This window comes from Pseudoalteromonas sp. (genome assembly GCF_018402495.1).
Lineage (GTDB): Bacteria > Pseudomonadota > Gammaproteobacteria > Enterobacterales > Alteromonadaceae > Pseudoalteromonas.
The window spans coordinates 1,051,319-1,063,638 of the sequence record NZ_JAGYIU010000001.1; the positions used below are offsets into that span (position 1 = coordinate 1,051,319).

General features: G+C 39.0%; 10 protein-coding genes and 1 riboswitch. Of the genes, 5 read left to right on the forward strand and 5 right to left on the reverse strand.

Going from position 1 to position 12,320, the window contains the following annotated elements; translation table 11 throughout:
• Nucleotides 1-62: 62 nt before the first annotated feature.
• On the reverse strand, nt 63-923 hold the full coding sequence (locus KG708_RS04855; RefSeq protein ID WP_213608341.1) for a hypothetical protein: 861 nt from the start codon (nt 921-923) through the stop codon (nt 63-65).
• Between the two features lie 244 nt (nt 924-1,167).
• On the opposite strand from KG708_RS04855, the gene sbcB reads away from it, so the two are divergent.
• The gene (sbcB, locus tag KG708_RS04860) at nt 1,168-2,613 is read left to right on the forward strand and encodes an exodeoxyribonuclease I (protein ID WP_213608342.1); all 1,446 of its coding nucleotides are present in this window, start codon (nt 1,168-1,170) and stop codon (nt 2,611-2,613) included.
• 339 nt (nt 2,614-2,952) lie between these two features.
• On the opposite strand, the gene KG708_RS04865 is transcribed toward sbcB, so the two are convergent.
• Nucleotides 2,953-3,834, reverse strand: coding sequence for an NAD(P)-dependent oxidoreductase (locus tag KG708_RS04865; RefSeq protein WP_213608343.1), 882 nt, complete (start codon nt 3,832-3,834; stop codon nt 2,953-2,955).
• 120 nt (nt 3,835-3,954) lie between these two features.
• Here KG708_RS04865 and KG708_RS04870 point away from each other — a divergent pair, with 120 nt between their 5' ends.
• Entirely contained in the window at nt 3,955-4,497 is a 543-nt protein-coding gene (locus tag KG708_RS04870) for a glutathione peroxidase (RefSeq protein WP_213608344.1), read from the forward strand.
• Between the two features lie 84 nt (nt 4,498-4,581).
• Nucleotides 4,582-5,562, forward strand: coding sequence for a 2-hydroxyacid dehydrogenase (locus KG708_RS04875; protein WP_213608345.1), 981 nt, complete (start codon nt 4,582-4,584; stop codon nt 5,560-5,562).
• 78 nt (nt 5,563-5,640) lie between these two features.
• Here the strand turns inward: KG708_RS04875 and KG708_RS04880 are convergent, their stop codons facing one another.
• Nucleotides 5,641-6,963, reverse strand: coding sequence for a sodium-dependent transporter (locus KG708_RS04880; protein WP_213608346.1), 1,323 nt, complete (start codon nt 6,961-6,963; stop codon nt 5,641-5,643).
• Nucleotides 6,964-7,129: 166 nt separating this feature from the next.
• On the opposite strand from KG708_RS04880, the gene KG708_RS04885 reads away from it, so the two are divergent.
• Nucleotides 7,130-7,888 carry a 4'-phosphopantetheinyl transferase superfamily protein gene (locus KG708_RS04885; protein ID WP_213608347.1) on the forward strand — a complete coding sequence of 253 codons (759 nt, stop codon included), beginning with the start codon at nt 7,130-7,132 and terminating at the stop codon, nt 7,886-7,888.
• Here KG708_RS04885 and lysC read toward each other — a convergent pair.
• Complete coding sequence (lysC, locus tag KG708_RS04890; RefSeq protein ID WP_213608348.1) at nt 7,865-9,256, reverse strand: lysine-sensitive aspartokinase 3; 1,392 nt, start codon at nt 9,254-9,256, stop codon at nt 7,865-7,867. The two genes, KG708_RS04885 and lysC, sit on opposite strands and share 24 nt — an antisense overlap.
• Nucleotides 9,257-9,331: 75 nt before the next feature.
• Nucleotides 9,332-9,504: riboswitch (Lysine riboswitch) on the reverse strand.
• Between the two features lie 98 nt (nt 9,505-9,602).
• On the reverse strand, nt 9,603-10,850 hold the full coding sequence (gene nhaD, locus KG708_RS04895) for a sodium:proton antiporter NhaD (protein WP_213608349.1): 1,248 nt from the start codon (nt 10,848-10,850) through the stop codon (nt 9,603-9,605).
• A 196-nt stretch (nt 10,851-11,046) separates the two neighbouring features.
• Here nhaD and KG708_RS04900 point away from each other — a divergent pair, with 196 nt between their 5' ends.
• Nucleotides 11,047-12,318, forward strand: a complete 1,272-nt coding sequence (locus KG708_RS04900) for a hypothetical protein (protein ID WP_213608350.1) — start codon at nt 11,047-11,049, stop codon at nt 12,316-12,318.
• Nucleotides 12,319-12,320 lie beyond the last annotated feature (2 nt).

Here is a 12,320-nt window from a genome sequence, read left to right on the forward strand (position 1 = left end):
GCTCGTAAATACAACATTAACCTTTTTTGTAACGTGTTAATAATCAAAACATATTTTTATCTCTACATTTTTCTTATCACTATTTTCGCCTCTTCATTTATTTCACTGCTAGGCATTCTTATAATTGCTTTAGCCAATTCCATATCAAAATTTAATGCTAACTCTTCGAAAAGCTCATTTTTAGTAATTTCATCATATTGGTAGATATTATTTATTAACCTTGATAACGCATTATTTATTATCTTAAATTCATTACTTAAACAAAAATGATAGCCTAAAAGTATATTTAAACACTCTTCCTTATCTTTCATTTTTAAACAACGTTCAAAATCAGGTTTAATTTCCTCATTTATAGACACAACATAACGATGCAGTGCTGTACTTACATAAAAGTCTTTATTAAAAATCAATGAAGCCATTTCAGCAGCTGTAACCTCGCCACTTCCTGAATTAAAATTATCACAAACATTATTAGTCAGTAATTTTGATAAACTAATCCTATCAGCAGCACTAACTTTTCCATGTAATAAGTTAATTAAATCATTAGCAACGTTTGAGGACGTCCTTAAATCTATTTTTTTATTTATCTTATCGTTTAAATTGTTAATTCTGCGAGAAAAAATTTCTAGAGAGTTTTTCTTTTTTTCTTCATTTAATTGTAGATTTAGCAAGTTTCTCGTTAATTTCATTTCACTTTTTGTTGTTACCCAGGTCATCCAAAGTAAAACTATACTTACTAAAGCAAGAAAAGGTGAAATTAAACCATTCATTATTGTTGCAGTATTATTCCATGCGCTTTGTGTATTTGAACGAATGGGAAATGCCTCCCTATACTCATTCAACAACAACAAGCAACATACAGACAAAGCAAACAGAATCAAATACGGGGTTATTTTTCTTACAGTTTCTAATCCTTTGCTCAACACTATCTAACCTCCGTAACACATATCTAAAAAAATGTAATAATACACTAAATAATTTTATTAATAATAAGATTTAAACCATAAGTAATTTTTATAATATGTGAAATCTCAAGGTTGAGTTTTGATAACATTTTTAATCTAAATCTACAAACCTCTACTCCCCTATGCCATAATCTAAATAATTCATAAATTTAGTAACTTGGCGGTGTGTCAACCGCTTCAAGCTAACTTACAGGGTGTTTAAATGGCTTATCCAGAACAAAACCAACCTACAATCTACTGGCACGATTATGAGACTTGGGGGGCTAGCCCGCAAAAAGATAAGCCGAGCCAGTTTGCAGGTATACGCACCGATCTTGATTTAAATATTATTGGCGAGCCGCTTATTGAGTACTGTAAGCCGCAAGCGGATTATTTACCCCACCCTGAGGCGTGTTTGATCACCGGCATAACGCCGCAAGTAGCAATGCAAAAAGGCTTAGTTGAGGCTGAATTTATTGCCAAAATTCATGCACAATTTAGCGTAGCCAATACCTGTGTAGCCGGCTATAACAGTATTCGATTTGATGATGAAGTAAGTCGATATAGCTTTTATCGTAACTTTTACGATCCGTATGAACGTGAATATAAAAACAATAACAGCCGTTGGGATATTATAGATTTAGTGCGTGCTTGTTATGCGCTGCGCCCTGAAGGCATTGAGTGGCCGTTAAAAGAAGATGGTAGCCCTAGCTTTAAACTTGAGCATTTAACTGTCGCTAATGGCATTGAACATGGCGCAGCGCACGATGCATTAAGCGATGTTACAGCTACTATTGCGCTCGCAAAACTAATAAAAGAAAAGCAGCCTAAGTTGTACAACTTCTTTTTTAGTCTTCGTGGTAAAAAAGCGCTCGCAGAATTGGTTGATGTGTTTAACATGACGCCATTAGTGCATACTTCGTCTCGTTTTTCAGCAAGCCAAGGCTGTACAACGTGGGTAGCACCTATGAGTTTTCATCCAGTAAATAAAAACGCGGTTATTTGTTTTGATTTAACCCAAAGCCCGCAAGTGCTGCTTGATTTAAATGTAGAAGAACTTCGTAAACGTTTGTACACCAAGCGGATTGATTTAGCTGAGGGTGATTTACCTGTCGGTTTAAAATTAGTACATTTAAACAAGTGCCCTATTTTAGCGCCGGCTAAAACGCTACTGCCTGAAAACGCGGCTCGTTTAGGTATAGATCGTGAGCAATGCTTGGCAAATTTAGCTATTTTAAAAGCCCATACTGAGCTTCGTGATAAAGTCACTGAAGTATTTAATGAGCAAGGCGATTACAGCGCCACCACGAACGTAGATTACTTATTATATGATGGCTTTACTAGCCATGCTGATAAAGCTAAATTTGCGATTATTCGTGATGCAAAACCTGAAGACTTGGCAAGTTTAAAGCTTGAATTTGAAGATCCTAAATTTAATACTTTGTTGTTTAGATACCGTGCGCGTAACTGGCCACAAACACTTAATCAGCAAGAGCTTGACCAGTGGCGTCAATATTGTCAAAACAAGTTAATGCATGGCGAAGATCAACCGTCAATCAGCGCGCAGGATTTTATGATCACTCTTGAAAACCTAGCGCACGAACATGACGACAGCGAAAAAAATCTTACAATTTTAAAAGCCCTGTATAACTACGCACAAAGTATGTAATTTGCTTTAGTTTATATAAGGCATGATAAACGCGACGCTTTAACAATAAAGTGTCGCGTTTTTGTTTTAAGTAACTGAACCACCAAAAAGCTTAATCCACAAAGAGAAGCGAATGAGAAGTAAATGAGAAAACATAAACCAACATTTATTGTTTATGTTTATCACTCCCTCTAAAAGCGCAGCGCCTCTTCGCCTCTTTGTGAACAATTAACTTTTATGGCCCTGCCCATCACGCAAGCAAGCTTCGCGTCTACAAAACAACCATAAATCTATATTTTGGGGTAGACGTAGAGCTTGCTCACGTGAAAAGCGCAGCTTTTAATTTTTACACGTGCAATGTTACTTTTTATGCAGTGCTTCTATGCGTGCAAGTAAGCTTGACGTATCGTATCGACCGCCGCCAAGAGCTTGAACATCAGCATAATATTGATCAACCATGGCCGTCATTGGCAGCGTTGCACCGTTATTTTTAGCTTCATCTAGGGCTATGCCTAAATCTTTACGCATCCAATCTACAGCAAAACCAAAGTCGTATTCGCCTGCCCACATTGTTTTGTAACGGTTTTCCATTTGCCATGAACCGGCCGCACCTTTAGAAATGGTTTCAATTACTTTTTCGCCATCAAGCCCAGCTTGTTTAGCAAAATGTAAACCCTCAGCTAAACCTTGCACCACACCCGCAATACAAATTTGATTTACCATTTTACATAATTGCCCTGAGCCTACTTCACCTAAAAGCTGGCTAAAACGGCTAAATGCCGCCATAACAGGTTGTGCTTTAGCAAATATCGCTTCGCTTCCACCTGCCATTACGGTTAATACTCCGTTTTCGGCACCAGCTTGACCGCCAGATACGGGGGCGTCTATAAAATCAATACCTTGAACAGCCGCTTTTTCAGATACTTCACGCGCCACTTCAGCGGAGGTGGTGGTATGATCGATTAAAATTGCATTTTCGTGCATACCAGCTAACACACCATCATCGCCGTATACCACTGAGCGCAAATCGTCGTCATTACCTACGCACATAAATACCATGTCGGCACCGCTGGCCGCTTCGCGTGGAGTCGATGCAAAGCGTCCGTTAAACTCTTCAACCCATTTTTGCGCTTTAGCTGGCGTACGGTTGTAAACACACACATTATGCCCCGCTTTTGCTAAATGCCCTGCCATGGGATAACCCATTACGCCTAAACCTATAAATGCAATTTCAACTGACATAAAAATGACCTAATAAAATGATAACGTACAAAATCAAACACGATTATGTCAATCGATGAATAAAAAAGCGAATTAAAATCTTTTAAAATTTCCTTTATAAGGGAATTAAGTAGGTAACCTATGGATAGTATTTATCAATTTAACGCACCACTTTGTAATAACAATAATTTTCCTTTGAGCCAGTTAAAAGGAAAAACGGTTCTTATTGTTAACACAGCAAGCAAATGTCATTTTTCTGCGCAATTATGCGCGCTTGAAAAGCTATATCAACAATACAAAATCGATGGTTTTACTATTTTAGCTTTTCCCTGTAATCAGTTTGATAAAAACGAACCATTAGAGGGAATGGCCATTAAAGACTACTATCAAAAACATTTTTCAATTAATTTTGAGGTGTTTAACAAGGTTATGGTAAATGGCCCCGATACACACCCACTGTTTAGTTATTTAAAGTCTCATACACGGGGTATTGCACAAAACCGAGCAATAAAGTGGAATTTCACCAAGTTTTTAGTAAATGCACAAGGACAGCTTGTTGCGCGCTATGCACCACGCACTAAACCTGAATCATTACATAATGTAATAAGAAGCTGTATTGAGTCAACGGCCACTACAAAAACACCTACGTCTGGCTTTAGCTCCGGTACATCAATGGTAAAATAAAGCTGTAAAATAATAACAACAGTGAAGCATCTGTAGTAAGAATAGTTTATGGTAATAAAATGATTAATTAATTGGAGCCTGTGAATGAACATTGCTTTTTTTAGTGCTCAAAAATATGAGCGCTCTTTTTTTGAGCAAAGCTTAAATGGCTATTCTAGTATCACTATTACTTATTTTGAGCAAAGTTTATCGGCGCACACAGCAATATTAGCTAAAAACTTTGACGCTGTGTGCGTATTTGTAAACGATACAGTAGATAAAGCGGTAATTGAGCAACTTGCCACATTGGGTGTTAGCGCTATTTTATTACGCTGTGCGGGGTTTAATAACGTTGATTTGCCCGTTGCCAAACAGCATAACCTAAGCGTATTACGCGTACCTGCTTACAGCCCTGAAGCAGTAGCTGAACATTGTGTTGCCCTTATGCTTACCCTCAGCCGTAAAACACACAAAGCTTATAACCGCGTACGCGAAGACAACTTTGATTTAAATGGCTTACTCGGGTTTAACTTACATAACAAGACCATAGGTATTATAGGCTGCGGTAAAATAGGCTTGGCACTGTGTAACATTTTAAATGGTTTTGGCGCTAACATTTTAGTGTGCGACCCTTACGCAAAACCAGGCAATTACACTATTACCGATTTAAATACCCTACTTGCCCAAAGCGATATAATTTCACTGCACTGCCCACTGAGCGAAGACACGCATCATTTAATCGATGATGCCGCATTTGATGAAATGAAACCTGGGGTAATGCTCATTAATACTTCTCGCGGTGCATTAGTAGACAGCCAAGCCTGCATTAGGGCGCTCAAATCACAAAAACTGGGGTATTTAGGGCTTGATGTGTACGAACAAGAGTCTGAGTTGTTTTTTAAAAACCTCAGTGACGAAATAAATCAAGACGATATATTCTCCCGTTTAGTGAGCTTTAGAAACGTGTTAATAACAGGTCATCAAGGCTTTTTTACTCAAGAAGCCTTAACCGAAATCGCTAATATAACATTACAAAATGCAAATGAGCTTGCTCAAGGGCAAACGCTAACTAATCAAGTCATCTAAAATGTAAAAAGCGAACTTTGAGGTGACCCTCAATAGTTCGCTTTTTAGAACTACATTTTTAATTAACTTTTAAAGGTTTTAACCAAACGCTACATTTGCAAATACTAAGGTCATTAGCACTGGGCAAACAAAACGAATATATTGTGCAAACCAATAGTGCGGTCCACTACTTGCCCTGTGGAGTTTATTACCACGTTGCCATAGCCAGCCTACGGTTATAAAGTAAAACAGCCCCATTAACGGCAATTGGTATTGGGTAAATACCATAATCACTAAACCAAATAACCAATCAAAGTTTAAAATAATGATACTGGCACAAATAAGCACAACAGCACTGACTGCCCAAGTTGCTTTGGTTCTATCCACACTGTGGTTTTCAACCAAAAATGCCACAGGGATCTCGGTTGAAGAAATAGTCGAGGTAACTGAAGCTATCGACATCAATACAAAAAATAATAAGCCAACCAATAAACCAATTTCACCCATAGTGCCAAATAGCTCAGGTAATATGGCAAAAATAAGTTGCCCCTCACCAATTAGTTTACCGCTACTAAATACTTCAACGCCATTGTACTGGGCAACATAAATAGCCGGAATTATTAATAAACCGGCTAAAAAAGCCACACTTGTATCTAATAAAGCAACACTTGCGGTTAATTTTGGTAAGTTAGCGCCGGGTTTTAAGTACGAGCCGTAAATCATCATACAGCCTACCCCAAGCGACAACGAAAAGAACGCCTGCCCCATTGCGGCAATAATTAAATCAGGGTCGAGTATTTTGCTAAAGTCAGGCACTAAATAGGCAGCAAACCCTTCGCTTGCGCCATCTAACGTTGCAATATAAATAATAAGCCCAACAAGGAGAACAAGTAAAAGCGGCATTAAACGGCGTGACCAAGTTTCTATTCCCGACTTCACCCCTTTTAAAATAATACTGGCGGTTAAAATAAGCATAAGCGGCGTAAAAATAAAATTACGTAACATAGAATCGCTATGTAAAAAATTACTCAAGCTATACATGCCAAAAAAGCTACTTATAGGCTCTATGGCGTATGACAGCATCCAACCGGCCACAATAGAGTAAAAACTTAACATAACGATGGCACCGGCAAGGCCAATATAGCCTGCTGCGGCTCCCACTTTAGGCGCGTGATCTTGCCATGCTTGGCTTAGCGCTTTAACAGGGTTAGCTTGGGCTTTGTAACCTAAATACAGCTCGGTGTACAAAGCAGGTAACGCCAGCAAAAAAATAACGATAAAGTAAACCAGTAAAAATGCGCCGCCACCATGATTAGCAGCCTGCGTAGGAAAACCCCATATATTGCCTAACCCTACCGCAGCACCGGCTGCTGCCAATACAAAACCAAGTCGACTTTGAAAACCATCACGCACTTGTGCCATACACCTACAAATCTGTTATTATTTTAACGAATGCGAATTAAACCATATTTAAGCGCGACTGAGTAATAAAAATGTACTTAGCGCCCACAACAACTAACAACCGCTCACAAACTATCCAGCTTAGGGTAATAAATATGTAATCGGTCGTCATTTATAACGAGCAATGATGAGTTCAACTTACTTTGAAAACCAGCTAGCAGTCACGCCCGCTTTAGCAAATAACAGCCATTGCATTGCGTTGCTTAACGCTACCTCCCTCAATGTCAGCAAATTTGATTTACCCCGCTATTTAAGCCCTTTTGAGCTCAATGTTATTAATCGGCGTAAAACCCCACAGGCTAAACAAGAATATTTAGCCACACGTTTAGTGCTTAAATATCTAGTAAAAACCGTTTTAACTGGGTATGCCTGCGTAAAACTGTGTGATATTAGTTCTGAATTTAACTCTAATAACAATAAATTAGAGTTACATATTAAAAATACGACAGAGGTGATCAGTTGCTGTGTTTCTCATTCTCATGGTTTTATAGGTGCAGCGTTAAATGTGGCAGCCACTCCATTTGGTTTTGATATTGAAAAAGTGAGTTTAAAGCGCCCTTTTAATAAACTCGCTAAACACTTTTACCACCCAGCCGAAGTGAGCTTAATAACCAATACAGATAACATAACAACCCAAGCACAGCATTTTTTTAGGATTTGGACCTTAAAAGAAGCGCTGGCTAAAGCCACCAGCCGCCCTATTGCTCAGCTATTAAGCCCTAATGTGTTTAACGAGCTTAATAACGCCCAGTTCACAGCCTGCAGCAATACCGTGATTGGAGCACATAACGAAATGTTTGATATTAGCGTTGTGGCAAAAAAAAGCACCGACTGGCGGTGCTCAATCATGACTATTAACGATTTACGCAGCGCAATCACTTTCTAATAATCGGCTATGAATCGCTTGAACCACTGCATCAGACTCGCTTTGCTCAACTAAAAAGCACAAGTTATGTTTACTTGCACCATGGCAAATGAGTCGAATATTAAAGTCACTTAATACTTTCATTAAATTCATTTCATGTTGGCGCAAAACAATTTCAGAGCCAATTAACGCTACCAGCGTTAAATTGTTTTCAACCGATACATGGCAAAATTCAGCGAGTTTATCCAAGCACTCTTGATCTAGCTCTGGGCGTGATGCATTAGGCGCATTATCAAGGGTAATTGCTACACTAATTTCAGAGGTGGTGACCAAATCTACCGAAATATTACACTCACTTAAAATGGTAAATATACGGGCTAAAAAGCCACTGGCTAACAGCATTTCTGGGCTTTTAAGCGTTAACAATATTTGGTTTTTACGTTGCGTTACCGCACGAATTCCAGGTAGCTGCGATTTTTCACGTTCAATCCAGGTACCACCAAGTTCTGGTTCTCGGCTAGAGCCAACAAATACACTAATGTGGCTACGACTGGCTGGCAAAATAGTCGCCGGATGCAGCACTTTTGCGCCAAAAGTCGCCATTTCAGCCGCTTCGTCAAAACTTAAACGGGCAATAGGTGTGGCTTTTACACACAAACGAGGATCGGTGCTAAAAATACCCACTACGTCCGTCCAAATATGTACACTTTTAGCGTTAATAGCCTCCGCAAGAAGCGCAGCGCTATAATCAGATCCTCCGCGACCAAGTGTGGTCGTCACATTATTTGCATCGCACCCAATAAAACCCTGAGTAACAATAACACTATCATCAAGCAGTGGAATTAAATGGGTTTTAGCAGCTTGCGCTGTGGCGGCCACATTAGGTGTTGCTTTACCAAATTGACTATCGGTTTTAAGTACGTGGCGCACATCAAAACGCTGTGCATTTAAGCCTTTCAGGCGTAATACTTGGGTAAATAAATACGACGATAAACGCTCGCCAAAGCTAAGTAGCTCATCGAACTGCTGCTCAGTATTGAGTATTTGTGCCGCCAAGGTTTGCAGTTCATCCAGTGTTTGATTAAAGCCAAGGGCTAAATCATCGTCGAGTGTCAAATCATTTAAAATAGCCTGCTGAATGGCAAGTACGCCATCAATATGCTGTTGACGTTCGGCTGCAGTAATATCGGCTTTGCAAAGTGCCACTAAGTGATTAGTCACTCCAGCACTGGCGCTTACTGCAACAATACGTACATTTTTATCGTTTACGATAATTTCGCTACAACGGCTCATAGCCTTAAAATTAGCCACGCTGGTGCCACCAAATTTGGCAACAATGTAATCTGATTTAGTGCTCTGTGAACTTTGTGGCACTGGTTGGGTAGTCATTTCGTCTCCTTTGGCGGCATTCAAACCGCAATAAAACAAGAAGAACTTGGCAGGAAATAAAGATAAGAAAAATCTACTGCCAGAAGCTCTCCACCTAAATTGGTGACAGTTTTGAGGATTCAGCCCCATAAACCGAAAAATAATGAAAACGACCCATTATCTTCCTCGGCGAGTACTTCCCTCCTTAATGGTCAAAGGCTGTCGTTGCCTCACATTAAGTACCTAAGTATCGCACCTCTTCTGAATGGTTTATTAACCTGTGGCTAATAAAACAAAACCGCACTAAAAGTGCGGCTTTGAAAGTTATCGTTTAGACGTCTAGCTGTCAAGTCGTTTTACTCTAAAATCAAATAAAACTTCCCATATAATAGGCACCCGCATAGCCAAAGGTATAACACACTAATAAATAGAGCGATAAGCGAAAGTAACTTGTAAACGTTAACGCTTTCACTTTACTCATAGCAATAATACCAGCCGCAGAACCAATAATGAGCATAGAGCCACCTACACCGGTTGCATAAGTAAACGACAGCCAATGCTGTTGACTCATTACAATATCGGCTTTTAATAACGCTGCCGTTAGTGGCACGTTATCAACACCTGCAGATAAAATACCCATTAAGTAGTTTGCATACTCGGGTGCCATTACCGTATACAAATTAGTAAATTGGCTCAGTACACCTACTTCTTTCAATGCACCAACAAGTAATAATACACCAACAAAAAACAATAAGGTGTCGTACTCTATGTCACGTATAAAATCGATCATATCTTTGTTGATGTCTTTTTTGCGCATTAAAAATTGCGCCACTAAAAACATAATAGATAGACCCAATAAAAAAGTAAGTAATGGCGGCACACTGTATAAAACACTTAAAGTAAGCGTCGCAATAACCGTAGAGAAGAAAATAACAGCAATAGTAATATCGGTTTTTTCAATGCGTTTAAATTGCGTTTTTTTGAACTCAAGCTGCTTATTCATACCAATTGATAACAAGGTAGCGAGTAACAATACACTTAATAATGAAGGTATAATTAATAGCAACAAGTGACTAATGGTCACTTTACCATCAAGGAAAATCATTAAAGTAGTTACATCACCCGTGATGAGCGATACCCCACCGGAATTCACTGCAAATACAATCAGCGTGGCATACTTAACTAGTTTTTTAGCTTCAAGCTTCAATGACATAATCACTGCCAGTGATATCAGCGTGGCTGTCACGTTGTCGGAAATAGATGAAAATAAAAATGCAAAACCACCCACTAAAAACATCAGCTTTCGCTCACTAATGCTTGTTGGCATCACCCGATTCACAACATTTTCGATGAGTCCTTTCGAGTTTAAATAGGCAACAAAGGTCATTGCGGCCATTAAAAACAGCCATAAAGAAGCAATTTCTAAAATATTGTGATTAAGGAGAGTTTGAATCGTTTCAGGGCTTTGCCCATTAAGAGGAAAAATAAAGGAGATAATCCAGCAAAGTGTACCAAAAAACAACGTCGTTTTGGCTTTGTTAACATGAATCACATCCTCAATAACGATAAGCAAAAATGCAATCGCTATCAGCGTCAGGATAATCGAAGAAACCATGATATTAAACAACCTTTGGGGTTAAGTAAAAATTGAAACCATGTGAAAAATATACCCACAAACTCTACGTGCCTATATTTGGCGCGCATGCTATCACTAAGCGGGTGTAAAAACTATTATTAAATCGTCGCAAAAACGAATACCATATAAGCTCAAAAAATATAAAATAACCAATACTAGGATGTTGTAACGCCTTATGATCCCAGCTAAAAAGCGACTAAATACCCTAAATGAACACTGGGAAGTATTAGCGCTATTATTTAAACGCTTTAAAATGGTCGATTTTAGTATTAAAGATTTACAAAATGCCATTAAGCAAAAACAACCCACATGGAATAATGAGCGCATTTATAAAGAAACCAATCGGTTATTAAATCAAGAAATTATTATTCCTTTAGCTAAATCGTCTCAATTAGAAATTAACCGCGACATTGCTGACTTTGCCACCTTTTTACTGCAAGAAGAACATTTAGGCCTAGCACAAGAAATTAGCGTATTGGTTGACGATTTAGCCCGTTTAGGTAATCGGCTATCAAATGCAGGTGAAATAGAAGACTTTGATGATTTACGCCGCTTTAGCCGTATTATGGATGATCGGGTGCGTAAAATAATCAAACTGTTTTTACACAACGAAAACGCTATTTTAAATATTGTTGAGCAAGCTAAGTCTAATAACGCGATACAATCATTGCAAAAGCGCTATAAAGCCGTGATAGAAGCGTTTGATGAATACATAGAGCCCATGCTGGAAATGGTGGATATTCGTGGTGATTTTCATGCCTGCTTCACCCTTATTGAGCAACAAATCAGTACCCAAATAGAACATATTGAGCGTTCAGGTAAAGCGTACAGCGACAAACGCATGCTTGAGCAATTGCGTACCCGTATTCTAGAAATGCACCTAATTGGCCGTGAAAGTTTGCGAAAAAGTGCCGATATGCTAATGCCACTGCGCGAAGAATTGCGCCGCAATAACCTTATTACCCGCCAAGCAGCAAAAGTACTTAGTTTAATTCGTAAAAACGGGGTAGACAACATGCTCAGCGCAGTGCAACCCCATTTTGTAAGCGATGCGCAAAAGTATTCATTGGGGCAACAACGCCATATCGTCGCCTACATGGCAAGCCTAGCTGAGTTTGAACATCACGAATATCAGCTACCAGAGCAAGATGATGTGCCCGCGTTTGTTACGCCAAACATTCCTGACTATCAGGATGTAAAAGCGCAATTTGCAAAACGCTTTAAAAAACAGCGTAAAAAACCACAGCCTCTGCTGCAATTTTTAGACGAAAGCTACCCTGAACTTGAAGCCGATGAAATGCTGTTTTTGTATCAAAAACTAGTGAGCGATAACACCCTACACATTAGCCAAAGCGATAAAAAAGCCCGCATTAACATTGCAGGCCAGCACTTTTCTTTGTACCCCTTTAATTCAGAGCCTCAGGCTGATAAAGCCGAGCACGAGTAATG

Bases quoted from the DNA above. Each gene is read 5' to 3' on its own strand.
- sbcB (WP_213608342.1), top strand. From the start codon at position 1,168: ATGGCTTATCCAGAACAAAACCAACCTACAATCTACTGGCACGATTAT.
- KG708_RS04875 (WP_213608345.1), top strand. From the start codon at position 4,582: ATGAACATTGCTTTTTTTAGTGCTCAAAAATATGAGCGCTCTTTTTTT.
- KG708_RS04870 (WP_213608344.1), top strand. From the start codon at position 3,955: ATGGATAGTATTTATCAATTTAACGCACCACTTTGTAATAACAATAAT.
- KG708_RS04900 (WP_213608350.1), top strand. From the start codon at position 11,047: ATGATCCCAGCTAAAAAGCGACTAAATACCCTAAATGAACACTGGGAA.
- nhaD (WP_213608349.1), bottom strand. From the start codon at position 10,850: ATGGTTTCTTCGATTATCCTGACGCTGATAGCGATTGCATTTTTGCTT.
- lysC (WP_213608348.1), bottom strand. From the start codon at position 9,256: ATGACTACCCAACCAGTGCCACAAAGTTCACAGAGCACTAAATCAGAT.
- KG708_RS04865 (WP_213608343.1), bottom strand. From the start codon at position 3,834: ATGTCAGTTGAAATTGCATTTATAGGTTTAGGCGTAATGGGTTATCCC.
- KG708_RS04880 (WP_213608346.1), bottom strand. From the start codon at position 6,963: ATGGCACAAGTGCGTGATGGTTTTCAAAGTCGACTTGGTTTTGTATTG.
- KG708_RS04885 (WP_213608347.1), top strand. From the start codon at position 7,130: ATGAGTTCAACTTACTTTGAAAACCAGCTAGCAGTCACGCCCGCTTTA.